This window comes from Vibrio sp. F13 (assembly GCF_020806305.2).
Classification (GTDB): domain Bacteria; phylum Pseudomonadota; class Gammaproteobacteria; order Enterobacterales; family Vibrionaceae; genus Vibrio; species Vibrio crassostreae_C.
This window is the reverse complement of record NZ_CP170176.1, coordinates 72,905-97,295: the sequence shown is the minus strand read 5'-3', so window position 1 is coordinate 97,295 and position 24,391 is coordinate 72,905. Positions and strand designations below refer to the sequence as shown.

The following is a 24,391-nucleotide window of genomic DNA, read 5'->3' as shown; positions in this document are numbered from 1 at the left end:
CCCTATGCGCTGCCAACCAATGAAATAAGGTGTGCGATCACTTGGTTTGCGGTGACACCTTCAGCTTGTGCGTGGTAGCTGCGCAGTAGACGGTGGCGTAACACAGGGAATGCCATCGCTTGAACGTCTTGTGGCGTGACGTAATCTCGTCCTGCAAGCCAAGCGTGAGCGCGGGCACAACGGTCTAACGCAATGGTTGCACGAGGGCTGACACCCATGTCTAACCATTGATCAAGTTGGTCACTGTATTGCTTAGGTTGGCGAGTCGCCATAACCAGTCTGATGATGTACTGCTCAATGGTGTCTGCCATGTGAATGTTGAGCACTTCTTGGCGCGCTTCAAAGATCGTTTGCTGAGATATCTGTTGTGGCTGAGCTGATTCGTTACCTTGAGCCTCACCACGGTTGAGTCGTAAGATCTCAAGCTCGCTTTCCATATCTGGGTATTCAACCTCTAGGTGAAGCAAGAATCGGTCTAACTGAGCTTCCGGTAGCGGGTAAGTCCCTTCTTGTTCAATTGGGTTCTGTGTTGCCATTACCAAGAACAACTCAGGCAGCGCATAGGTTTTTCGACCGGCAGTTACTTGTTTCTCTGCCATTGCTTCCAGCATTGCCGCTTGAACTTTCGCCGGAGCTCGGTTGATCTCATCCGCTAGAATCAATGAGTTGAAAATCGGGCCTGATTGGAAAGTGAACTCCCCAGTCTCAGGGCGAAAAATGTCGGTACCCGTCAAATCAGCTGGCAACAGATCGGGAGTGAATTGAATACGGTGGAAGTCACCCTCAACACAGTCAGCCAATGATTTTACTGCGCGAGTTTTTGCTAAGCCGGGAGGTCCTTCAACGAGGATATGACCATCTGCTAAAAGGGCGATCATCAGTTGCTTAACGAGCTCTTTTTGACCAATGATTTGAGACTCTAGATAGTTTTGAAGGACTTCGAAATTTGTTTTGTGCATTTTGGACTCTCTGGGTATCCATTTGATTTTTATTTTGAGTATTGGTCACTGATTTCGAGGAAAAAGTTCCAGTACATTTGCGTAATTTATTTTTTCAAAATTGGAAATATTTACAAGTGGTTAGCTAAAAACATCGTTAGGTTGTGATTATTACTATATCAATTGGTTTTTATATACAAAAGCTCGGCGGTGGGGAGTGGTTTGAGTTCGGTTGGGTCTCAGGGGGTGAGAACTAAAATTGACTCTCGACAATGCGGTATTTGCTTAGTTAATTCATGCTCAAGGTGAATGTTTCTAATTGTTACATCATATTTGCAGTTTTTTGAGAAGAAAGTCTCTAGTTTTATTGGTTGTGGCCGATACATCACTCAGATTGTGCATTGCTTGTTGGAGTGCACTAAAAAAGTCCTGTTCAGGGTATACCAATAACGAGCGATTCTTTTTAAAGGTCCAAATATGTTTAAAACTAACTCTCTGAGTATCAAGCAAAAAGTTGTACTTGGAATTACCTTTGCGGTTCTTGCATCGACAGTGATTGTCGGCGCAATGGCACAACAACAAGCAAGAGATGTATTAAGTCATCGATTGATCGATATTGAACTTCCAGGAATGCTAGAGCGAATCAATGGTGAAATTGACCGAGAAGTCTCTCAGCTATTACTAGCGGCGGAGCAAATTGCTTCAAATGAATTTATTTCTGATGCTATCGAATCGACCGATCGCGATCCCGCACTAGAAAATAAACTGGTGAAACAGCTGAACAATGTTCGTAACCAGTATCAGTTGAACGATGCCTCAGTGGCGAACCGTCAAACTGCTTACTACTGGAACCAAAATGGCTTCCTACGTCAGTTAAACCAACAGCAAGATGGTTGGTTCTTTGGCTTTACGCAATCTGGACAGCCGACCATGGTGAGCATGTTCCAAGAAGCCAATGGCGAAGTGAAGATGTTTGCTAACTACCAACAGCCTTCTGGTTTGGCTATGTCTGGTCTATCAAAGTCGATGGATGACATGGTTAACCTGCTGAACGGTTTCAAGATTGAAAATACCGGTTTTGTCTTCTTAACCGATAGCCAAGGTGATGTTCAAATTCATCGCGAGCGTTCTCGCAGTGACTCTTCACTTCAACAACTTTACGGTCCTCAAGCAAGCCAACTACTGAACAAGTCGGGCTTCAACCTGATTACTACAGAAAGCCAAGGCCAAGAGCTGTTCGTGGCGAGCTTGTATGTGTCTTCAATGGACTGGTTCGTTATTGGTGTGGTACCAACCGGTGAAGTGTTTGCTGAGCTTGATGCGACTGCGCAGAAGATGTTGATCATGACTGCGGTTGTGGCGTTAGTCTTTATCCTAATGGGCGTAGTTCTGGCGAACAGCATTACTCAACCGATCAAGCTTTTGGCTAAGCGTTTCGGCGACTTAGGTGAAGGCGACGGTGACCTTGCACAGCGTATCGAAGTGAAAGGCAACGATGAAATTGCACAGCTTTCAAAAGGCTTCAACGGATTCATTGAAAAGATTCACGAGTCGATGAAAGAGGTGTGTTCGACAAGCCAAGCGCTTCAAGTGGCAGCAGAGAGTGTCTCTAACAAAGCCCACATCACCCACGACAACAGCCAAGAACAGCGTGACCAAACGCTTCAAGTGGTGGCTGCCATTAACCAAATGGGTATGACCATCAGCGAGATTGCATCGAACGCGGCAACCGCAGCAGAAACGGCTACCCAAGCTTCAGGCAATACGGAAGTAGGTCGCTCTGTGGTGAACAAAGCAAAAGACGCGATCAGCCGTTTGGCGCAAGATATCGAAAGCACGGGTCAGGTAGTAGAGCAACTGGCTTCTACAACTCAAGACATCGGTTCTATTCTGGGTGTTATCCGTGATATTTCAGAGCAAACTAACTTACTCGCATTAAACGCAGCGATTGAAGCAGCCCGTGCCGGTGAGCAAGGTCGTGGTTTTGCGGTTGTAGCGGATGAAGTACGTAACCTAGCAAGCCGTACCGCAGATTCAACGGAAGAGATTCAAAAGATGATCAACCAACTGCAAAGCGATGCGAAAGATGCAGTAACGGCAATGAGTGCGGGTAAGGTGATTACCCTTGAAGGTGTATCGGCGTCGGATGAAGCGGTAGACGTGCTGAGTGGTATTTCAGACCGTATCGTTGATATCACAGACCGTAACACTCAAGTGGCAACGGCAACGGAAGAGCAATCAACCGTAGTTCACACCATCAACCAGAACATTGAAGAGATTAACGCAATCAACGAAGTGACAACGGGCACGGCTGAGCAACTTGCAGAAGCGAGCCAAGAGCTTCGAGACCTTTCTTCTCGTCTAGATAAGATGGTTGGTTCGTTTAAGCTTTAATCCCTTTAAGCTGTAGCATGGCTTAGAAAGAGACATAAACTAAGAGCTGGATTCATTTAATCGTGAATTCAGATCTTTTTATTTACGGGCTTGTTTTCTTCTAACTGACGTTCGCTTGATCTGGTTTCAGGCTTTGCACTCAATCGCCCTAGCATCATAGGGCGTAAATGAGTAAAATCTCGTTAGGTTTAATATTTAGGTAAGTATCATGAGCGATTTTGAAAAAGAACTAGAGCAGATGACTCAAGAGATGGGCGATGAGCCTGAGGTGAAACTGCCATCACTTGAAGAGCAAAAAGCAATTGTTGCTGAGTTCAAGCGACTAGAAGCGGAAGGCAAACTGACACCTGAAGTGTTAGAGAAGCATTTTGGCCAGTTCAACAAACAGAATGATACGCCAATTCACTAAGTTGATTTAGACAGGTTTCATGTCTGAAAGAAGTGATATTAGCGGTTGGGTTCATAGCCTAACTAACAGATAAAGGTCTAGCGCTTGCTAGACCTTTTTTATTGCCGCTAGCGAAAGACCGAGTGGCTGACTCATGAACTATTCAATGTAAGTGAAACTCGTATCCAACACATAAAAATATCCAGCACATAAAAAAATCCCCCTTACTGAGTAAGAGGGATTCGATATGGGCAAGTTATATCCTAAAAGGCTAAGCGATTAGTCTGTGCCGTATTCTTTGTACAAACGACGACATGCGCGGCCATCGCTGTGGAACAGGTGACAACGGTGCGCTGGAATACCAATCGCCAACTTGTCACCTGATTCGATTTTCAACGTGTCAGGCTGGCGATAGATAACATCAGCATCGGCACTTTCAAGGTTTAGGTAAACCTGAGTTTCGTTACCTAGCTTCTCTACCATCATCACGTCAGCTTCAATCGTCGCGTCACCTGATTCAGCAGACATCAAGTGTTCAGGGCGAATACCCAGAGACATACGATCGCCAGCATTGACAGTCGTACCATCAACAGGGATCCAGAAAGTCATACCGTTAGAAAGTTGAACTTGTACGCGTTCTGCTTCAGCTTGTTCAATGTGTACCGACATGAAGTTCATCTTCGGTGAACCAATAAAGCCAGCAACGAAACGGTTTTGAGGGTAGTGGTAAAGGTCAAGCGGCTTACCGACTTGAGATACATAACCACCATCAAGAACAACGATCTTATCCGCCATTGTCATCGCTTCCACTTGGTCGTGGGTAACGTAGATCATGGTACAACCCAGTTGACGCTGTAGCTTGGTGATTTGCGAACGCATTTGAACACGTAGCGCGGCATCTAGGTTTGATAAAGGCTCATCAAGTAGGAATACGTTTGGTTGAGAAACCAGAGTACGACCAATCGCAACACGTTGACGTTGACCACCAGAAAGCGCTTTAGGTTGGCGCTCAAGAAGGTGACCAAGCTGAAGGATTTCTGCAGCATGTTCAACGCGTTTGTCGATCTCAGCTTTATTTGCGTTTGCTAGCTTAAGACCGAAAGACATGTTGTCGTATAGGTTAAGGTGAGGGTAAAGCGCATAAGACTGGAATACCATACCTACGCCACGCTTTGACGGTTCAACGTCATTCATGCGTTGGTCGCCAATGTACAAATCACCAGACGTAATGTCTTCTAGACCTGCGATACAACGTAATAGCGTCGATTTACCACAACCTGATGGTCCAACGAATACTACGAATTCACCTTCGTTGATGTCTAAGGTTACGTCCTTAGAAATCTGTACATCACCATATGATTTATAAACGTTTTTTAACGTGACACTCGCCATCTAGCTTGTCCTCGATCGATCAAATTTTAAGTTTTACTGCTTATCATTATAAGAAATTTTTGGGTCAGCAGTAACTGTAGGAATTGGTAAGTATTGAGTGAGTAAGAAAAAAGTGGGTGAGACTTGGCTTCTTTAACCAAGCCCACCCGTCATAGCCAAACTGATGCCCATTTCCCCCACATCCAGCTAAACCTCCCCCGTGATTCAATCACAGATTTAGCTCGATGCTAATATAAGACACCAGCGGGCAGTGAAGCCAACTAAATGAATAATGCGTCAACGCATAACACTTGCCGGTAAAGGGTTCTTACTATCCACTCTTGGATGAATGCAGTTTCGGTGAATTGGCGTAAGGGTACATCCTCCTAATGGAAAATTAACTAGGGGGAGTAGGAGGGGAGGAGTAGATAAATGGGGTTATTAATAATTGGCGATCCAGTTCAAATAAATCCACCACGTAACGGTGATGTTGATCACGATGAGTATACGTTTTGTGATTGCAGTCTCTAATCTGACCGGATGGCGATCACGAATTTAAGCCATAATAGCTAGGGCGTAGTGGCTGGGATGATGAGCTAGGGTCTGTTTTCTCAGATCATAACCTCCGAAAACTGGCTCGTCTTGGTAGATGTGCCCTACGTATAAATATAAAAAGGATATTCACATGAAAAACGCTCTAAGCGCTGTAGCTCTAGGTACAATAGTTGCTCTGGGTTCTTTTGGTGCAAATGCTGCTATCGAAGAAGGACAACTAACAATCTGGGTAGGTGGTGACAAAGCTTATGAAGGCATGGCTGAAGTAGGTAAACGCTTCGAAGAAGATACTGGTGTTAAAGTAACCGTCGCTTTCCCTGACAAGCTAGAAGAGAAATTCCCTCAAGTAGCAGCAGCTGGCGATGGCCCAGACATGATCTTCTACGCACATGACCGTTTTGGCGGCTATGCAGAAGCGGGACTTCTTGTTGATATCAAACCTTCTAAAGAAACTAAAGAAGGCATCGTAGACTTCGCATGGGACGCTGTTTCATACGAAGGTAAAACAATCGCATACCCTGTTGCTGTTGAGTCAGTTTCGCTAATTTATAACAAAGCGCTTGTTCCTAACCCACCTAAGTCTTGGGAAGAAATCCCAGCACTTGATGCTGAACTTAAAAAAGACGGCAAGAAAGCGATCATGTGGCCTCTACGTGGCGGCGCTTACTTCACATGGCCTCTACTTGCAGCTGACGGCGGTTACGCATTCAAACAGACTGCAGAAGGTTACGACATTAAAGATGCGGGCGTAGCGACTGATGGTGTTCAGAAGTCTCTAGGTTTCATCGAGAAGATGGTACAAGACAAGGTTATCTCTGCAGACATGGATTACTCAGTTGCTGAGTCTGAATTTGTTGCGGGTAACGTTGCAATGACAATCAACGGCCCTTGGGGTTGGGAAAACATCAAGAAAGCTGGCGTAGATTACGGCGTAACAACACTACCTAAGTTCAACGGTAAAGCGTCTAAACCTTTCGTTGGTGTATGGGCAGGTGGTATCAGCACTGCGTCTCCAAACCGCGACCTAGCTGTTGAGTTCATGGAAAACTACCTACTAACAGATGAAGGTATGAAGAGCCTGAACGACGACAAGCCACTAGGCGCTGTTGCTCTTAACTCTTTCCAACGTCAACTAGACAGCGATACTCGTATTGCAGCAACAATGGACAACGCGATGAACGGTGAAATCATGCCTAACATCCCTCAGTTCACAACATTCTGGTACAGCATGGAAGAAGCGATCGGCAACGTAGTTGACGGCCGTCAATCAGTAGACCAAGCACTAAAAGCTGCTGAAGGTCGTATGGTTAAGTAACACCCAGGCACTACCTTTTAAGGAGAGGGTAACCTCTCCTTACTTTTCTATTTTTTATCTATATCGCTAGCAGGTTCCTCTATGCAGTCAGTTCAAGGTACAGATGCTATCCCAGCACCATCAAGCCTTCCAGGCAGTAAAAGCGTCTTCATTAAATGGGGGTTGCTTGGTAGCGTTGGCTTAATAAACGGCTACGCTACAATTCTAATGTATTCTCGCGGTGAGCTCGCTTTTGCGCTGCTTACAGTGATCTTAACGGCTTTGGCACTTTACATTTTTGGTAGTAAAAAAACTTACGCCCACCGTTATATTTACCCAGGTATTGCCGGAATGATCTTGTTCATTCTTTTCCCATTGGCATACACCGTAGGGCTTGCGTTTACTAACTACAGCGCGAAAAACCAACTTTCTCTAGAGCGTACTCAAACCGTTCTTTTAGACCGTTCTTTCCAAAGCGGTGAGAGCTACCCATTTACTTTGTACAAGACAGATGACGGTCACCAGATCGTTGTAAAAGATGGCGATCAACTGTTAGCGACTGACGTATTTTCTCTAGACAATATGACAGAAACAGAGATGGACCTATCTGTTATTGAGTCTGCGCAAGGTGAAAAAGAGAAGATCAAAGCGATCATTCAAAACCGAGCAGCAATCAGTGGTGTTGATTTCAATCTACCTGACGGTGGTGACATCCGCATGAGTGGCTTACGTAAGTTTGCTTCTGTTGCTCCGCTTTACACGCTACAAGACGATGAAGAAACGTTAATCAACAATGAAACGGGTGAAGTTCTCAAGCCAAATATGGATGTGGGTTTCTACCAGCCTGTTGATGCAAATGGTGAGTTTACGGGTAATACCATCTCTCCAGGTTTCGTGGTTAGCATTGGTACGCATAACTTTGAGCGTGTATGGAAAGATGACGGCATTAAAGAACCGTTTATCAGCATCTTTATTTGGACGGTTATCTTCTCGGTATGTACCGTAGCGTTCACGCTAGTTATCGGCCTTGTATTGGCTAACATCGTGCAATGGGAAGAGTTGAAAGGTCGTTCTATTTATCGTGTTCTACTGATTCTGCCTTACGCCGTACCCGCGTTTATCTCGATTCTTATCTTTAAGGGTCTATTCAACCAAAGCTTTGGTGAGATCAACATGGTGCTCGAGAATATCTTCGGCTTAAGCCCGAACTGGTTCTCAGACCCTATCTTAGCGAAAACCATGGTGTTGATGGTTAACACATGGCTAGGTTTCCCTTACATGATGATTCTATGTATGGGTCTGCTTAAAGCGATTCCTGATGATTTATACGAAGCGTCAGCAATCGATGGTGCGAACTTCCTTGATAACTTCAAGCGCATTACGTTCCCATTGATGATTAAACCGCTTACACCGCTATTGATTGCAGCGTTTGCCTTTAACTTCAACAACTTCGTAATGATTCAACTATTGACGAACGGTGGCCCGAACATGATTGGTACTTCTGAGCCAGCGGGTTACACAGACTTGCTTGTAAGCTACACGTACCGAATTGCATTCGAAGGCGGCGGCGGTCAAGACTTCGGTCTAGCAAGTGCTATCGCAACGCTTATCTTCCTATTGGTTGGTGCACTAGCGTTACTAAACCTTCGTTTCACTAAACTGTCTCAAGATTAAGGAGCACGACAATGGCTATGGTACAAGGTAAAGGCCTTAAATACCGAGTGTGGGCAACGCATGCAGTGTTGTGGTGCTTCTTGGCAATGATTATCTTCCCACTACTGATGATCATCGCGATCTCGTTCCGTGAAGGTAACTTCGCAACCGGTAGTTTGATTCCAGATAACCCATCATTGGAACACTGGAAGTTAGCATTGGGTATGTCAGTAACGAACGCAGATGGCTCGGTAACGTCACCTCCGTTCCCTGTGCTAACTTGGTTATGGAACTCAGTGAAGGTTGCAGGTATCACATCGATTCTGATTGTGACACTGTCTACGACATCGGCTTACGCGTTTGCTCGTATGCGCTTTAAAGGTAAGAACACAATCCTGAAAGCGATGATGATTTTCCAAATGTTCCCAGCAGTATTGGCTCTAGTAGCAATCTACGCGCTGTTTGACAAACTTGGTCAATACATTCCGTTCTTAGGCTTGAACACACACGGTGGTCTAATCTTCTCTTACCTAGGTGGTATTGCACTGCACGTATGGACGATTAAGGGTTACTTTGAGACGATTGATAACTCTCTGGAAGAGGCAGCAGCCCTTGATGGTGCAACGCCTTGGCAAGCATTCAGACTGGTTCTACTACCGCTGTCTGTGCCAATCCTAGCGGTTGTGTTTATCCTATCTTTCATCGCGACAGTGGGTGAGGTGCCAGTAGCGTCTATCCTACTTACAGATGTGAACTCTTACACGCTAGCAGTAGGTATGCAGCAGTACCTATACCCTCAGAACTACCTATGGGGTGACTTTGCGGCAGCGGCTGTACTATCAGCACTTCCGATTACTATCGTGTTCTTACTTGCTCAACGTTGGTTAGTTGGTGGTTTGACGGCAGGTGGTGTAAAAGGATAAGCTGTACTCTATAAGAAAGAAAAAGAGCGACCGTTAGGTCGCTCTATATTGGCATTTTTATTACATCATTTGGTTTGGCCGCCGATCAGTAATAAAAATAACCCTCAAGTTACGCATAGCTGGCTACTAATCAGGTTCCTTACGCTATTAATGATTAGTGGTTTTTGTAACTCTAACCCAGGTATTTACTTGGGTTTTTTTATGCCTGCTACTTTTTGTTTTTTGTGTCAGCGTTATACCAATCCGGAAAATTAACTGATCAGGTCAGTCCAATCTCTTGTACACATTTTTGTGACGCGATCTTTGCACTCAAGAAATCCATTCCAAGCGCTACAGACCTTCGAAACAATATCGTTATAATCAATGAAGTTTTGGTTTGCTAGATAGTGTTGCCTTAACCAACTCCACACTTGCTCTATAGGGTTAAGCTCTGGTGAGTATGGCGGCAATTTGATAATACTGACATTATCAAATGGGTTAGCAATATCATCGGTATGCCATCCTGCGCCATCCATTATTACCACTGAATGACGGTCTTTTTCTGTGACTTTAGATATCTGCTCTAGATGGTTTATCATGATGTCTTTGTTAACCCAAGGGACGACCATTGCCTCACCAATCCCTCTCGATGGGCACACTGAGCCAAACAAATAAGCGTATTCAAATTGCTGCTGTTTTACTACGCGAGGTCTCGTTCCACGAGTAGCCCAAAGACGTGTTGTTGTGTTCTGCTGACCAAACCTAGCTTCGTCTTGAAACCAGACATCAACACTCTCTAGCCCAATATGGCCGGGGATCTTAAGGATCGTTTCGATTTGGAATTTTTTTAAAATCGTCCTGTATTTGCTGTGATTGTTTAGGGTGTTTGGAACGAGAAGTTATCCAAGAAAAACCCATGTGGTCGAGGAGATAATAGATGGAATTAGGGTGGTAGTGCTTGTCAAAGTGTTTAACGATGTAGTCATGTATATCGCTTCCAACAAGGCGGCCACCAGAAGGTGATTCAGCTTCTTTTTTTATGAAGGCACTGAGTTGAGCCCGCTGCTCATCGGTGAGGTATGCAGGCCTACCAGTCCGAGGTTTTTCTTGAAGTCCTTCTAGGCCTTCTTCAAAAAAAATCCGAACCCATTTATTGACACTGGTTCGACTGACTTTGAGAGATTTTGCAATTTGTGTACGAGAGAGGCCGTCTTTAAAGTGTGCTAGCGCAAGTAAACGCATCTTCATCTGAATGGTTTTTTGCTGGCTCGCAAGCTTTTTGAAGTCAGTGTTATTAAGGCTATCCATGGCTAAATTTCACAATAATTCATCAATCTTAATTAGATCACATTTTTACTTTAATTGGTATTACTCGTTAACTATCGCGCTCATATCTACTTTAAAACCCAAAGTTTCGAGTTACTTCTCTCCTAAATACCGACCACTTCATTTTGGTTACTTGTAGAAATGAACTAGTCTCACAAATCAGACACTCAGTATAAGTGGCTGTTGTACTATTGATATGTTGTGAATATTCCAATGCGTGATACTTCAATGATTTGTATGCAACAAAACCTGAAATTGCACTGAAAATGTATGGGTAAGCGAGAGGTAGTTACAGAATATCCAAGTGACATTCATGAGGGTTATGGAGGTAGGTTTATTTATGCTTCTGGTTTTTGGTGGGACTTAGAAGTTAGAACTCTTTACTAGAAGGAGCACAACCTAAGTGTTGCAACAACACATAGATACTTTCTTGATCGAGTGCCACGCGACGAAATAGATCGGCAAATGTCGGATCTCCACCGAAACACGTTTGGATATAGTGGTTGATTTCATTGCTGTCGTAGCCTTCGACGTACAAAGTTCTAACCCATTGGTACTCAACAGCCTTTAAATTGTTCAGTGTAGACTCGCTAAGAGTGGGGCGTATGACGCTCAAGAGTGGCTCCAAGAAATTCAAATGCATCTATTATGATTGGCGGTATTTAATCAGAGCAAAATGACGACTTTATTACAGTCAAAATAAATCAGTGAACAAGTGCCGATTCATTTCAACCTTTGGCTGGGTATCACGCTCTTATCGTCTGTATTGGGTGTGCAGCGGATTTGGCTGTGTAGAGCACGAAGGTATCAAATAGATCAATGCCAAGCAGGCGCTTGGCATTGTAATAAGGTTTTGTAGGGGGAGGGCAGCTGGTGGACCTTACTTAAGGTACTTCACGTGAGCTTCCATCTCTTCACCAATCTGTTTTCGCATGTTCATTAGGCGAATAGCCGAATCTCGTAATTCGATGTCTTCTGGCGTCTCTGGTATCCACTCTGGCACTTTAGTCGGATTACCATTCTCATCGACAGCGACCATAATAACGATACAGTGAGTTGTTAGGCGGTTATTGAGCTCTTTAGGGTCGCTTGCTTGCACGTCGATAGCGATATGCATTGAAGATGAACCTGTGTAAATGACCTTTGCACTTACTTCCACAAGGTTGCCTACATGAATTGGGGCAACGAATCGAATTCCGCCTGCATAGGCTGTTATACAGTATTTACCGCTCCAACCTGCGGAACAAGCGTAGGCTGCTAAATCGATCCACTTCATTGCTGCACCACCATGAACTTTACCACCAAAGTTCACATCCCCGGGTTCAGCTAAAAAACGCAGAGTAACGTCTCGTTTACCATTTTGTCGGCTATTGCTACTGCTCATCTATCTTCCTTCATTATTATTTTGCTGCGTAACATGCTTGTTACTTGCTAGTAACAATATACTTAAGATGACATAAGTTAAAGCGGATAATCTCATGGTTAAGACTATTTTTTTCAAACAGATGATCAGTTGATGAATATTGGTGCTTAAAGGCGTATCAGGCGAATGGCAAACATGGATGAAGTGATATCAAGCAAGAGAATAGAAATACTGATTAAGTCACTAGATAGGTCGATTGCAAAAAAAACACCTAGCGTAATGCTAGGTGTTTCTAAGCCGTGTGGTACTCATGTCGGTACTTTTTTGTGTTAGCCAACCAACCGCTGTTGATTTGGTTTAGTTAAAGTGGCTGTATCTCAGATACCACTAAAGTGGTAGTGATTATTGTTTTCTTATCAGCTCACTTTTACTGTTTTAAAAAGTATAGATCCTTCGCGTAGATATTTCCTTTCGGATTATTGTTTGGGAAGCCTTTTAGTGTATTTCGCACTAATCGTGTGTGATTTTAATTATATAAAGGTATAACTGCTGAAGAATAGTTGAGTAACGACTCATCGTGCTGATATAAAGTAAAGCGTTTAGACTAATCTTCCGTTTTACTCGCTTGCTGTAAGGGCTCATCATAGTATGGATTACAGTAGCCACTCTCATTTGCTGTGTGAAACGTGAGTTTGAATTTTTACCCTAATGTGAGCGTTGGGTAATGCGTTTAGCTTTGTTGAGGGAGAGGAGCCTCAAGCCTTGGTTTTCTTCTGATTTGAGCAAGGATGACACCTGAAATCACCATCACACCACCAATGATGTGGAACTGGTTAATCTCTTCGCCAAGCCATGTCGCGGCTAATACGATCGCTACAACCGGAAGCAAGTTCATGAACATCGCGCTTGAGTCAGCACCAATGGTGTCAATCGCTTTCACCCACATCCAAGGCGCTAAAATCGAAGCGGCAACCGCTGCGTAAGCTATCAATGGGAGCGCTTGTTGCGGTGGTAAAAGTTGTTCGCTGGTAAGCCAAAGTGGCGTAAGCATCGCGACAGCAAACAGACCCTGAATGTATATCACCACCCAGCTACTGATTGGCATTTTCCAGCGTTTCAGTAGTACACAGTAAGAAGCATAAACAAAGGCTGCAATTAGCATATAGCCATCGCCTTGAGTCAATTCTTGATGCATGAAGAATAACGGATCGCCTTTGCCTAACATCAGGGCTAAGCCTGATAGTGACAACACACCGCCAACAATACTCAAACTAGAAATCGACTTGTGCAGCAAAGGGACGCTTAAAAATACACTGACCAATGGAACCAAAGAAGTGATTAATGCCATGTTAGAGGCGGTTGTGGTTAAGCCTGCGTAGTAACCTAGAGATTGGTTCAACACCATGCCCAAAAAGCCGAGGAACGCTAATTTAGATAAGTTTGGCTTAATGACAGCCCACTGCTTCATCACTGGGCGAATACAGAAAGGCGTGAGAATTAACATCGCAAAAAACCAGCGGTAAAAACTCATTGCGCTAGGTTCTATGGTGCTTGCAGCAAGCTTGTTGACGATTGCATTGGCGCCCCAGATACAGACTGTAAAAAATGGTAATAGGTAATGCATGTGAATTCCGTGGCGAATGAGTTGGTGCGGCTAGTTTGACAGGTCGTTATACTTACAAGTATCTTTAGAAAGACATTAAGCGCGATAGGAAGACAAGTTTGAAAAAACACTCCAGAAACCTTCATCCATCCTTATTAATTGATAAGGCACCATCCAACGTATTTATGAATTTTGAAGCGTTTCTTTCGAACACTGAAACCCGAGTTCATAGCCACTCATGGGGACAGGTTCAATTGATCAGTGGTGGTATATTAGAGATGGAAGCGGAAAGCACTCGATTTCTAGCGCCACCACATCTAGCGATTTGGGTACCGGCCGGGGTGATGCATTGCAGTTATAACCGTAAGCCTTTGGACTACTGTTCACTAAATATCGCCCCAGAACTCACGCAACACCTGCCAGATAAAACCAGCCTTATAAAGATCACGCCGATTGTGTCTTCTATTATCGATGATTTTCGCGATCGTGGGATCAATGTTGCGGAAACCGAGCAAGACCAAAGGCTCGTTCAGGTACTGCTTGACCAACTTGCGCAGCGTGAGGTTGAACACCACTTCTTGCCTTCAACCGATAATAAGTATCTAGCGCCTATATTGGCTTCTGTTGAAGAGAACCCAACCGATGAAGTGACGCTGAAAGATTGGGCTGAACGTGTCCACACCACGGAAAGAACCCTTTCTCGCCACTGCCAGACCGAGCTTGGAATGAGCTTTACCGAGTGGCGACTGCGAGTGCGCTACCTATACTCAATGGACTTGTTGAGAAACGGCCAATCGGTTAAAGAGGTCGCTCTTACATTGGGTTATAACCAAGCAAGCCCATTTATCACCATGTTCAAACGTTACGCGAACCAAACGCCAGAGCAGTATAAGAACCGTTTGTTGTAGCTCGGTCTTGTTGCCAAAAGAACGGATGTTTGCGCTAGTTAGTGCGTAGATAGACCACAAGTGAATACGTGCAGTATGAGCTTATGGAATCGCCCTTAACAGCCCATATATTTCGCTCTGTTGTTCGGTGACATCCTCATAGTGTTGGTTCAATAGAGCACTGTTGCTGCCCACTTTGAACAGTATGTACGTTTCTCCGTCGACCTCGAACCAATTGAAGGTTCCATGCTGGTTATACGTGGTCATTGTTTTGTTTATCTTCATGAGATATACATTAGCAGCGCAAGACATGCAGACGTACATAAGCCAAAGAAAGAAAAGAAAAACCACGAGCCTAATACTGTTTTTTCTTTTCCTACCTCTTCATTACTTTGCTGCTAACCAAGTTCACGAACCTGAGCCTTGGTAAGGTTTAAGTCTAGTCTTTCTATGTATCTGTTGAGTTCGTCATTGTGTACTGAGCTAATCATGTTCTATCTCCCCTAAGCATTTGATTGGTATTTTAGGGGAGCTCAGTGTTTGGTTAAATTAGATATTTTGTAACAAGCGTTTAGATAAATAGAACATGATGAATGGCAAAAAGCCTCCGTGGTAGAGGCTTTGGTTAAAAGTGGTTTAGTTGATGGTTATCGCGATGTATTTGTTGTCAGATTCCACCTTTATTAATACACGACTTAATACCCAGTCAACTCCATATAGCCAGCTCCGGAATGAGAACCTTTAATCATGATTGGCCCCTCCCAATAAGGAACCGAAAGCGGCATTTTGGCATTTGGATTGAGTGCCGAGACGGTCAGTTCGATTTGTTGAATTGGAATCGAAATTTGCCATTCTGTCGGGTAATCGCGTCCTTCAATTTCTGTTTGATTAATAGCAGTTAAGCTGATGTCTTGCTGCTTAATCGTGATGCCGGAGCCATCTTGATTCATCAACCTTGCATGGGAATAATTGGCTTTGCCTGTTGTTGAGTTTCGAAGTTGAAATACCACCAAGCTGGTTTCATCACTCAGCCTCAGCGCAAACCAATCCCAACCTTGTTGTGAGTCGAGTAAAAACTGAGAGCTCCACTCTCTGTCTATCCAACCTTTACCAGACACCTGATGCGTGATGCCATCAATGGTTACTTCGCCCGATACATCGATGAATGGTTGGCTGTAGTAATAGGAAGCCACTTTGCCATCGCTACTTTTAGTGCTGTAGCCTTGTTCGCCTTGCTTTTGATAAGGCGCGTTGTTGGTTAACTTAAGCGAATATCCAAATTGACCCGAGTTAGCGACCAATGTAGCTGGGAACAGGTCATCGGTCGTCGACGTCCATTGCCAATCATCGAGGTAAACACGAAACGGCGAATCGCTTACACCCGCCAGTTCAGCTTGGTCACGTGACCATTTTTCATCGGCATAGTGTTTATTTTTAGTGGTGACAGCGCTGTGCGCCATGTAAATCTGCTGACTTTGCCACGTAGTTTCCTTGGTGCTATTGCCACTTTCATGTGGTGCAGCCGCAAAGCGGAACTGTGTCCATTGCACACCTAACACATTGTCTTCTTCATCAATTAAGTTTGCGGTTAAATACCACCATTCATGACGAAAATCTGGATGTGCTTGATGGTCGGCAGGGAAGGCGATGTCGATACCTTTAACTACCGGTGTGAATTGATCAGTCTCTTTTTGTGTTTCATCGTCGGTTTGTTTTCCAGTGCCAAGTATTGAGCCCATATTTTGAGCTGATGGTTGAGTGGATTCATCGCACCCTAAAAGGAGCAAGATGCCAAGTGTGAGAACGAAAACTCTCATTGTTCGATTCATCACAACACCTCACTCTGTAAACTGGATACCACGGGTTTGCTGACCAAACGCCACAGTGGAATCAAGGTCGCAATCACTGCCACTAAAATGGTGATGGTTGCGATGCTGAGTGCATCACTCCAATTCCATACGTAATTTAAGCTCCAACCAAAGGCGCGTAGGGTAACGATGTCCGTCAACACATAACCGACCATAGCGCCGAGTGGTAAAGCGATAACCAGAGTGAAGGCGACCAGAACAACGATTTGCCCGACCACCATTGCCATCAATTTTTTCTGACTAACACCGAGTGCATACAGCCTTGCAATGGCGGCTTTACGTGCATCGAGCAACATGAAACAGGCGCAGAACAACCCAATCACCGCCACCATTAATGTGACGCCATTAAGCGCCCGCGTGATGGCAAAAGTTTGTGAGAAGATCTCTAAAGCGATCGATTTGATCTGTGCTTGATTGTAAAGCTGACCTGGGTGCAGATTGAGTTGTTGGCGTAACTGTTCGTACACCACTTGTGGGTCGCCAGAGACTTTGATTCCCAAGCTGGTGGGTAAGTCAGTAAATCCGCTTTCGATCCACAAATTAGGTGCAAGTAACACTTCGCCATTCGGTGAGCCGTAATCGTGGAAAATCGCCCCGACGATGAGCGCTTTGTCTTGGATCGCGTCGAGCTTGAGTCGGCTTCCAAGCGGCAAGCCGAGCTTCACTGCCGTAGGTTCGCTGATCGCCACGAATTCACCTTGGTAAAAGCGCGTCCAGAAATCATCAAGGTGGGATTGAAATACCATGGTTTGCTCAAGTGTGTCTTTGTCTTTGGTGCCGAGCAAAGTAGGTAAGCCCTGCAAGTTATCATCGACATAATATTGCTTATAAACGGTTTCAACATTTTCAAACTGCTCTAACGCACGTTCCACATTCGCGATTTCACCTTGGGCAGGGCTAACGTAAATATCGGCATGTAAGCGCTGTTCAAGCCATTGCTTTAACGTGGATTCAAAGCTGCCGACTAAGGTATTCATTCCGATATTGGCGGTGACAGCGAGAAGCAACGCCATCATGGCAAGGGAGAGAGGGGAGATAAGTTCACGCAGCTCAGCGAACAGATATTGTATTAACCCCGATTGGGTGCGTTTTTCGCTCCAGTTCGCTAGCACGCTGAGCGTTTTGGGCAAATACAAAGGAATCGACACCACTAACACACCGAGCCATGCCATGGTGAGGCGGTGATGTTCGCTCATCCATAACCCTGCTAACGCTAGAATAGTTAATACTGACCCGATAACAAACAGCTGATTTTCGTTAGACGTTTCCGGCGCTTGATAGAAACCGCCATGGGAAGAGAGGGGTTGTCGCACGCGCTGTTTAAAGTGCTGCCAACACGCGACAAGCGTTGCGGCCAGCGTGAGTAGCAGTGCCTGCACTAACCATTGCCACTGCCATGTGCCGGGAAGCAGTGTTGCACCATAAAGTTGCTCAAGCGTTATCGCGACGGTTGGGTGTAGCCAATGGCTGAGTTGAATGCCGAAAATGAAACCAAGCGACGCGCCTAGTGTGACTAAAAGAGTCAGCTCGACTAACAGAGCTGAAAATACGATGCTTGGCGCAATGCCGGCTTGTTGAATTTGCACCAACAGCCGATTACGTTTCAGCAGACTATATTTCACACCGTTGTAAGCGATGAATAGGCCAACCAAAAACGCCAACAAACTCATGGCGGTGAGATTGAGGTGAAAGCTATCGGTAATTGAACCGAGATCTGTGCTTTGGTTGTTGGAAATCCATTGCCCTTGCTCGCCAATAAGGCTTTGCCATTTATCCTGTGTGTTGCTGTTCGTGTCGCTCTTAGTGTCAAAAATAGCGATGTAGCTCAGTTGCCCTTGCTTGTTAAGCAGTTGCTGAGCGAACCCAATATCCATCAACATTCTGCTACCGAGCTGCCATTCATCTGGTAGCACTACCACTTGAGTGAGCACTTCATCCAAAGTGAGTGCGTCTACTTCGTCCAAACTCTGGTGCTGAGATTGGCTAATCATCACAATGGGTTCACCCGCTAAGAGTTGCGGCAAAGGTAAGGCATTGTCTAACAGGGAAATGTTTGGCTCTTTGGCTTGAGTATTGCTTTTTTCGTCGATGCGAGCGTGGCGAGATCTTGAAGTGAGGGCGGCGATTAGCTCACTGCCTTGTACCGACCAACGACGACCTTGCTCGTCTCTCACTCGTCCTTCAATCACGGGTAGTGCTGCGCTTAATCCATTCTGTCTTAGCTTGAAGTAGAGCGATTCTGGTAAATAGTTTTGCCCTGCTGGTGGAATGATCAGGTTCTGCGCTTGGGCGCTAAGTTGTTCGGTCGATTCTGCATAACTGCGCTTGGCATTGAGGTTGATGGCTTGCACTGCGACAAACAAGGTGACCGCTAACACAATGCCGATCAGAATCGCTGCGGCTTGCAATGGTGATTGACGATAGTGCGCCGCGAATAGATTCAGAGTCAGTTTGGTATGGGTGAGCTGGTTCTGAGCGAAGCCAGTTTGCTTCATTGGATTACTCACAACGCTGCTGCTCTTGGGGTTAGATCGGCGTTCCTTAAACAACCATCATCTAACACCAATTTTGTCTGCATAAAGCTGGCGCATTCTGGGCTGTGCGTAACCAAAAGCACCGCAGTGTTGCCTTGAGTGGTGATTTCACTCAGCAGCTTCATAACCTCTAACCCTGCTTTGTGGTCGAGGTTGCCTGTGGGTTCGTCGACAAGCAATAGTTTGGGTTTATGGGCTAGCGCGCGCGCTATTGCGACTCGTTGTTGCTGACCGCCAGAGAGTGCGGATACATGTCTTTCGAGTAACTCGTTGATACCCAATGCATCAACTAAATAATCGCACCAGTCGCTCCATTTTTGTTGATTCAAATGGAGCGGGAAGGCGATGTTTTGTTTTACGTTGAGTGGGGTTAGTAAGTTGAACTGTTGAAAGATCACGCCTAGCTTTTGATGGCGGAATCGGCTCCACTGTGGATCTCTCCAATCTGATGTGTTCTCGTTATCGAGCCACAACTCGCCACCAGTTAGAGGTTCAAAGCCCGCGATTAGGTTGAGTAAAGTACTCTTTCCACTGCCACTCGCCCCTGTTAAAGCCACGCTTGCGCTTGTCGCCAAAGCGAAGTCGACATTTTCCAGCACGTGATGGGTATCGTTGCCATCAACAAAGCTTTTGCTGGCATGTGTAAGTGTGACAATTGGGCTTTCCATTTCCTTTCCTTATAACCAAAACCTACCATCAAAAGGTGTCGTTACTTGTGGCAATTACTGAAGCGACAAGCTCTATAAAACTGTAGACAACAATTTGAAAAAGAAAGCGATTTATATCGAATAATTAATAACTTGTACTGCGAAAAGAGAGAAATAGATCAGTGTGAGGAGGAATACAGGTGTTTGTGGGAGCTTAGAGTCACCTCAGAGGCTTTCGAATTTATCGTCAGACGGTTCGTGACCACGTTTAAGTGCAATAAATCATGGTTTAACGTGTTAAAGGTTTTCTTTATGAAAGTGTGTTGGGGGAGGGGGATAGTGCTGTTTTTCTAACTTGTTAATGCCCCCAAGTTTCTTAGAGTATTAATTCTCTTGTTTTACCCACTTTAGTTAGCCAAGTTCAACTAATCATTGTTTCATGTTTACTTGGTGGATTCTTATTACTGTCTCTGTGCAGACATTTCGTGTCCTCCCCTCTCCTGAGTTATACGCTTTGGTCTAAATAGGCAAGTATTCGCAATATCATTCAATCTATGTAAGTGGTGATTACAAGCTGTTCTAACAATTATAATTCCTTATTAATGAATGACTGTTTTTATAAGTTTCGGGCATTTGTGTTTAATAGTCCACAATATCAGTCACAAATCGGTCAATAACGGGCTTGATGGCGATTTCGTCACAGTTTTGCCATTTTTTCATTGGTAAATTAATAATCAAGCAAGCGGGAGACCATTATGAGAAGCTTACAAATTGTTGAACTAATAAATGATCAAAGAAGTGCAACCGTCGAAGAAATAGCAGAAGCCTTTAATGTTTCTGTGGAAACCATTCGTCGAGATTTAAAAAAGCTTGATGAATCGGGCGCACTTAAAAGAGTTCATGGTGGGGCTATTAGTGTTCAAGAAATTGATGAAGGTCTTTCTTTTCATGCGCGTTCTAAGGACTATATAGAAGAAAAGGAATTACTGGTAAGCAAAGCGTTAGATTATATTAAAGAAGAAATGGTAATAGGTTTAGACGCAAGTTCATCGAGTTGGTGTCTCGCTCGAGAGATTCCAAATATCAGTTGCACTATTATTACCAATTCTCTTCAGAATGTTATTGCCCTTGAAGGTAAAAGTAATATTAATGTAATTTGTACTGGTGGCAGTTATTCCGAGAAGTACAGTAGTTTCTATGGTCCACTAGCAGTGGAGACACTGGCTAATATGTCTTTGGACGTCTGCTTCTTTTCCTGCGTTGGGTTTGATTATGACTCAGGATTTTGGGATTCAAATGAATATAACTATCAAATAAAAAGAAGTTTTATCGATATATCTGATCAAGTTATTCTAATTGCCGATAAATCTAAATACAAAAAAAGAAGTCTTCTTAAAATATGTGATAACGAATCGGTAGATGTAGTAATAACTGATTTGTAATAACGTGAAACAAAATAAACTTTAAAATAAAAATAAATAATTTAATTAATAAATAAGGATATCTTATGAATGATACTCTCAATATAAGTTCGTCTGAAACACAGAGGAATAATAAAATAGAGGTAATACCAAAGGAAATTAAATTTGCTTTTTGGCTACTATGTTGTTGTTTTGCCATGTGGGGTTTGGCAAATAACATGACTGATGTACTTATTGCACAGTTTCGAAAAGTATTTACTTTAACCGATATGCAATCCGGTTTGGTACAAACGGCTTTCTATGGCGCTTATTTTTGTTTGGCTCTTCCCGCTGCGCTTTTCATACAGCGATACAGTTATAAAGCCGGAGTGCTTTTGGGCCTTGGATTGTTTGCAACCGGCGCACTGCTATTTTATCCCGCCGCGCAAGCAATGGAATATTTACCTTTCTTGCTGGCATTATTTGTTCTAGCTGGCGGTCTCTCCATTCTAGAAACAAGTGCCAACCCATACATATTAGCGATGGGTCCTGAAGAAACCGCAACTCGACGTCTAAATATTGCTCAAGCTTGTAACCCTATTGGTTCGATCACTGGGGTGTTAATTGGCAAATTTTACATCTTATCGCAACTAAACCCTGCAACGGATAGTGAACGTGCGGCCATGGCTGCTGACGAACTAGCGAAAATTCAATCTGACGAACTGTACGCAGTAATGATGCCCTATATGGGCGTAGCAGTTGTTATTGCTTTAATTTGGCTATTGATTCTTAAAACTAAGATGCCGGCCGCAAAGGACACAAGTACTACCGGTGAGTCTACATTTGGTCAGGCGTACCGCCGTATTGTCAAGCGAAGCCACTTCACCAAAGGCGTGTTAGCTCAGTTTTTCTATGTCGGTGCGCAAATTGGTTGTTGGTCATGGACTATTCGTTACGTGATGCAAGAAGTCGGCGGTACAGAAGCAGAAGCATCAACATACCTACTGACATCTATTGTGATTTTCTCTGTCATGCGCTGGGTTTGTGTCGCGCTGATGAAACACATTGAACCACAAAAACTACTTGCTGCTTTGGCTGCGATCGCTGCGATTTTAGTCGCTGTAATCATGGTAGTGGGTGGGTTAGCAGGAGCTTATGCACTAGTCGGTGTGTCTGCATGTATGTCTCTGATGTTCCCGACTATTTTTGGGCTATCACTGAGAGATTTAGGGTCTGATTCAAAGTTTGGTGGAAGCTTCTTAATCATGGCAATCCTGGGTGGTGCACTGCTAACCGCCATTATGGGGCAAATCTCAGATGCAGCAGGCATTGGTGCCGCATTTGTTATCCCATTCATTGGCTTCGTTTACCTAGTGTACTACGGCGCAAAAGGTTACCAAGTTAAGTAAAGAATTATCCACAGGGGCAGCATTAACCTGCCCCCTGAATTAAAGAAATAATAAGGAACATCAATGATGTCACAGTTAGTTAAAATCGGTATTCGTCCTACCATCGACGGTCGTCAAATGGGTGTACGCGAATCTCTTGAAGATCAAACTATGGGAATGGCTCAGCGCGCAGCTCATTTTATTCAAGAGAATATTCGCCATGCTAGCGGAGAGAAAGTGGAGTGTGTCCTTGCCGACTCTTGTATTGGTGGTGTAGCAGAATCTGCTGCGACGGCTGACAAATTTAAACGTGAAAATGTGGGCCTTGTACTGACAGTAACACCGTGTTGGTGTTATGGCACAGAAACCATTGATATGGACCCGCATACACCAAAAGCCATCTGGGGTTTCAATGGTACTGAGCGTCCAGGTGCAGTATACCTAGCCGCCGCGATGGCAGGCCACTCACAAGTGGGTTTACCGGCATTCTCAATTTACGGCAAAGAAGTGCAAGACGCAGGAGACGAGTCAATCCCAAGTGACGTACAGGACAAGATTCTTCGCTTCTGCCGTGCAGGTTTAGCCGTCGCGTCAATGCGCGGTAAATCTTATCTCTCGATGGGCTCTGTATCTATGGGCATCGCGGGCTCTGTGGTTAACCCTGAGTTCTTCCAGAAGTATCTGGGCATGCGTAATGAATATGTCGATATGACAGAAATCAAACGCCGTTTGGATCGAGAAGTCTATGACAAGAAAGAGTTTGAACTGGCACGTGCTTGGGTACGAGACTGGTGTAAAGAAGGTAAAGATTATAACGGCACACCTTTCACCGAAGAGCGTAAAGCAGAGGATTGGGATACCGTCATTAAGATGACCATGATCATGCGCGATTTGATGCAAGGCAACCCAAAACTTGCAGAGCTAGGCTTTGGTGAAGAATCGCTAGGACACAATGCTATTCTGGCTGGCTTCCAAGGTCAGCGTCATTGGACCGATCATTTGCCCAATGGCGATTTTTCAGAGGCCATCTTGAACTCCTCATTTGATTGGAACGGCATTCGTGAACCAATCTGTGTGGCAACAGAAAACGACGCGTTGAACGGCGTAAATATGATGTTTGGTAAGCTACTGACGGGTGAGGCTCAGGTTTTCCATGATGTTCGTACCTACTGGTCTGAAGATGCGGTAGAGCGTGTGACAGGGACCCGCCCAGATTCCGGTTTCTTGCACCTGGTTAACTCTGGCTCAGCAGCGCTCGATGGGGCAGGTAAAGCGAGAACAGCTGATGGTAAGCCGGCGATGAAACCGCACTGGGAACTGACACAAGCCGACGTTGAAGCGTCTCTAAATGCAACGAAATGGTGCCCAGCCATTGAAGAATACTTCCGTGGGGGCGGCTTCTCGTCTCAGTTCCTAACTGAAGGTGGCATGCCATTTACTATGCATCGAATCAACATTATCTCGGGTATTGGTCCAGTGCTGCAAATTGCTGAGGGGCACTCTATCGAACTGCCAGAAGATGTTCATAATACCCTAAATGAGCGCACTAACGCGACTTGGCCAACGACCTGGTTCGTCCCTCGCTTGACTGGCCAAGGCGCATTTAAATCGGTTTATGACGTTATGGCAAACTGGGGCGCTAACCACTGTGTTATCACTTCAGGCCACGTTGGCGGCGATTTAATCTCTCTCGCTGCAATGCTGCGTATTCCGGTATCGATGCATAACGTGGATAGCCAAGACATCTTTCGTCCGCATACTTGGTCTGCATTTGGTCAGGATGTTGAGGGACAGGACTATCGCGCTTGTCAGAACTTCGGCCCTATCTATAAGTAATTCAATAGGTAACTAATTTTGCCTGCCCCAACTTGGGGTAGGCC

18 protein-coding genes and 1 pseudogene are annotated in these 24,391 nt (G+C 44.7%); 9 read left to right on the top strand and 10 right to left on the bottom strand.

The features are described 5' to 3' along the window. Positions 1-2: 2 nt before the first annotated feature. Positions 3-959 carry an AAA family ATPase gene (locus tag LMH68_RS15430; protein WP_017072421.1) on the bottom strand — a complete coding sequence of 319 codons (957 nt, stop codon included), beginning with the start codon at positions 957-959 and terminating at the stop codon, positions 3-5. A 456-nt stretch (positions 960-1,415) separates the two neighbouring features. Between LMH68_RS15430 and LMH68_RS15425 the strand changes: the two genes are divergently transcribed. After that, positions 1,416-3,332 (top strand): methyl-accepting chemotaxis protein, encoded by a 1,917-nt coding sequence (locus LMH68_RS15425; protein WP_017067914.1) that lies wholly within the window; start codon positions 1,416-1,418, stop codon positions 3,330-3,332. 208 nt (positions 3,333-3,540) lie between these two features. Next, positions 3,541-3,741, top strand: coding sequence for a hypothetical protein (locus tag LMH68_RS15420; protein WP_010431457.1), 201 nt, complete (start codon positions 3,541-3,543; stop codon positions 3,739-3,741). Between the two features lie 258 nt (positions 3,742-3,999). Here the strand turns inward: LMH68_RS15420 and malK are convergent, their stop codons facing one another. Beyond that, positions 4,000-5,112: a maltose/maltodextrin ABC transporter ATP-binding protein MalK gene (gene malK, locus LMH68_RS15415; RefSeq protein WP_081229370.1), complete on the bottom strand. Its 1,113-nt coding sequence runs from the start codon at positions 5,110-5,112 to the stop codon at positions 4,000-4,002. 664 nt (positions 5,113-5,776) lie between these two features. Between malK and malE the strand changes: the two genes are divergently transcribed. The 3 genes from malE to malG all read left to right on the top strand — a co-directional run bounded on the left by malE (position 5,777) and on the right by malG (position 9,516). Beyond that, on the top strand, positions 5,777-6,961 hold the full coding sequence (gene malE / locus LMH68_RS15410) for a maltose/maltodextrin ABC transporter substrate-binding protein MalE (RefSeq protein WP_017060048.1): 1,185 nt from the start codon (positions 5,777-5,779) through the stop codon (positions 6,959-6,961). An 81-nt stretch (positions 6,962-7,042) separates the two neighbouring features. After that, positions 7,043-8,614 (top strand): maltose ABC transporter permease MalF, encoded by a 1,572-nt coding sequence (gene malF / locus LMH68_RS15405; RefSeq protein WP_017060049.1) that lies wholly within the window; start codon positions 7,043-7,045, stop codon positions 8,612-8,614. Between the two features lie 11 nt (positions 8,615-8,625). Continuing rightward, positions 8,626-9,516: a maltose ABC transporter permease MalG gene (gene malG, locus LMH68_RS15400; RefSeq protein ID WP_017060050.1), complete on the top strand. Its 891-nt coding sequence runs from the start codon at positions 8,626-8,628 to the stop codon at positions 9,514-9,516. Between the two features lie 251 nt (positions 9,517-9,767). Here the strand turns inward: malG and LMH68_RS15395 are convergent. The 5 genes and pseudogenes from LMH68_RS15395 to LMH68_RS15375 form a co-directional block, all read right to left on the bottom strand. Continuing rightward, positions 9,768-10,803 (bottom strand): IS630 family transposase gene (locus tag LMH68_RS15395; protein WP_141707904.1). Its coding sequence is split into 2 segments (ribosomal slippage): positions 9,768-10,343 and positions 10,345-10,803, totalling 1,035 coding nucleotides; the frame shifts between segments, so codons are not numbered across the junction. 388 nt (positions 10,804-11,191) lie between these two features. Continuing rightward, a complete protein-coding gene (locus tag LMH68_RS15390; protein WP_019822928.1) occupies positions 11,192-11,464 on the bottom strand; it encodes a hypothetical protein in 273 nt (90 codons plus the stop codon). A gap of 237 nt (positions 11,465-11,701) precedes the next feature. Next, entirely contained in the window at positions 11,702-12,205 is a 504-nt protein-coding gene (locus LMH68_RS15385; RefSeq protein WP_017064263.1) for an acyl-CoA thioesterase, read from the bottom strand. A gap of 406 nt (positions 12,206-12,611) precedes the next feature. Continuing rightward, a pseudogene (locus LMH68_RS15380) lies at positions 12,612-12,866 on the bottom strand (peptide ABC transporter substrate-binding protein); the annotation flags it as partial. 48 nt (positions 12,867-12,914) lie between these two features. Next, a complete protein-coding gene (locus LMH68_RS15375) occupies positions 12,915-13,808 on the bottom strand; it encodes a DMT family transporter (protein WP_017065645.1) in 894 nt (297 codons plus the stop codon). Positions 13,809-13,906: 98 nt separating this feature from the next. On the opposite strand from LMH68_RS15375, the gene LMH68_RS15370 reads away from it, so the two are divergent. Further along, a complete protein-coding gene (locus LMH68_RS15370; protein ID WP_029235520.1) occupies positions 13,907-14,695 on the top strand; it encodes an AraC family transcriptional regulator in 789 nt (262 codons plus the stop codon). Between the two features lie 674 nt (positions 14,696-15,369). On the opposite strand, the gene LMH68_RS15365 is transcribed toward LMH68_RS15370, so the two are convergent. From LMH68_RS15365 to LMH68_RS15355, 3 genes are read right to left on the bottom strand one after another with little or no spacing between them, the layout of a single operon-like run. Beyond that, a complete protein-coding gene (locus tag LMH68_RS15365) occupies positions 15,370-16,491 on the bottom strand; it encodes a lipocalin-like domain-containing protein (RefSeq protein WP_372127926.1) in 1,122 nt (373 codons plus the stop codon). An 11-nt stretch (positions 16,492-16,502) separates the two neighbouring features. Next, positions 16,503-19,037: an ABC transporter permease gene (locus tag LMH68_RS15360; protein WP_229647405.1), complete on the bottom strand. Its 2,535-nt coding sequence runs from the start codon at positions 19,035-19,037 to the stop codon at positions 16,503-16,505. Between the two features lie 8 nt (positions 19,038-19,045). Continuing rightward, on the bottom strand, positions 19,046-19,744 hold the full coding sequence (locus tag LMH68_RS15355; protein ID WP_102428548.1) for an ABC transporter ATP-binding protein: 699 nt from the start codon (positions 19,742-19,744) through the stop codon (positions 19,046-19,048). A gap of 734 nt (positions 19,745-20,478) precedes the next feature. On the opposite strand from LMH68_RS15355, the gene LMH68_RS15350 reads away from it, so the two are divergent. The 3 genes from LMH68_RS15350 (at position 20,479) to LMH68_RS15340 (ending at position 24,347) form a co-directional block, all read left to right on the top strand. After that, complete coding sequence (locus tag LMH68_RS15350) at positions 20,479-21,165, top strand: DeoR/GlpR family DNA-binding transcription regulator (protein WP_229647401.1); 687 nt, start codon at positions 20,479-20,481, stop codon at positions 21,163-21,165. A 197-nt stretch (positions 21,166-21,362) separates the two neighbouring features. Continuing rightward, on the top strand, positions 21,363-22,532 hold the full coding sequence (gene fucP / locus LMH68_RS15345) for an L-fucose:H+ symporter permease (protein WP_017059999.1): 1,170 nt from the start codon (positions 21,363-21,365) through the stop codon (positions 22,530-22,532). Positions 22,533-22,598: 66 nt separating this feature from the next. Continuing rightward, positions 22,599-24,347, top strand: a complete 1,749-nt coding sequence (locus LMH68_RS15340) for an L-fucose isomerase (RefSeq protein WP_029236428.1) — start codon at positions 22,599-22,601, stop codon at positions 24,345-24,347. Positions 24,348-24,391: the final 44 nt, after the last annotated feature.

Excerpts from the sequence above, each read along its gene's own strand:
- LMH68_RS15430 (WP_017072421.1), bottom strand. The coding sequence starts at position 959 with ATGCACAAAACAAATTTCGAAGTCCTTCAAAACTATCTAGAGTCTCAA.
- LMH68_RS15425 (WP_017067914.1), top strand. The coding sequence starts at position 1,416 with ATGTTTAAAACTAACTCTCTGAGTATCAAGCAAAAAGTTGTACTTGGA.
- LMH68_RS15420 (WP_010431457.1), top strand. The coding sequence starts at position 3,541 with ATGAGCGATTTTGAAAAAGAACTAGAGCAGATGACTCAAGAGATGGGC.
- malK (WP_081229370.1), bottom strand. The coding sequence starts at position 5,112 with ATGGCGAGTGTCACGTTAAAAAACGTTTATAAATCATATGGTGATGTA.
- malE (WP_017060048.1), top strand. The coding sequence starts at position 5,777 with ATGAAAAACGCTCTAAGCGCTGTAGCTCTAGGTACAATAGTTGCTCTG.
- malF (WP_017060049.1), top strand. The coding sequence starts at position 7,043 with ATGCAGTCAGTTCAAGGTACAGATGCTATCCCAGCACCATCAAGCCTT.
- malG (WP_017060050.1), top strand. The coding sequence starts at position 8,626 with ATGGCTATGGTACAAGGTAAAGGCCTTAAATACCGAGTGTGGGCAACG.
- LMH68_RS15390 (WP_019822928.1), bottom strand. The coding sequence starts at position 11,464 with ATGCATTTGAATTTCTTGGAGCCACTCTTGAGCGTCATACGCCCCACT.
- LMH68_RS15385 (WP_017064263.1), bottom strand. The coding sequence starts at position 12,205 with ATGAGCAGTAGCAATAGCCGACAAAATGGTAAACGAGACGTTACTCTG.
- LMH68_RS15375 (WP_017065645.1), bottom strand. The coding sequence starts at position 13,808 with ATGCATTACCTATTACCATTTTTTACAGTCTGTATCTGGGGCGCCAAT.
- LMH68_RS15365 (WP_372127926.1), bottom strand. The coding sequence starts at position 16,491 with ATGAGAGTTTTCGTTCTCACACTTGGCATCTTGCTCCTTTTAGGGTGC.
- LMH68_RS15360 (WP_229647405.1), bottom strand. The coding sequence starts at position 19,037 with ATGAAGCAAACTGGCTTCGCTCAGAACCAGCTCACCCATACCAAACTG.
- LMH68_RS15355 (WP_102428548.1), bottom strand. The coding sequence starts at position 19,744 with ATGGAAAGCCCAATTGTCACACTTACACATGCCAGCAAAAGCTTTGTT.
- LMH68_RS15350 (WP_229647401.1), top strand. The coding sequence starts at position 20,479 with ATGAGAAGCTTACAAATTGTTGAACTAATAAATGATCAAAGAAGTGCA.
- fucP (WP_017059999.1), top strand. The coding sequence starts at position 21,363 with ATGACTGATGTACTTATTGCACAGTTTCGAAAAGTATTTACTTTAACC.
- LMH68_RS15340 (WP_029236428.1), top strand. The coding sequence starts at position 22,599 with ATGTCACAGTTAGTTAAAATCGGTATTCGTCCTACCATCGACGGTCGT.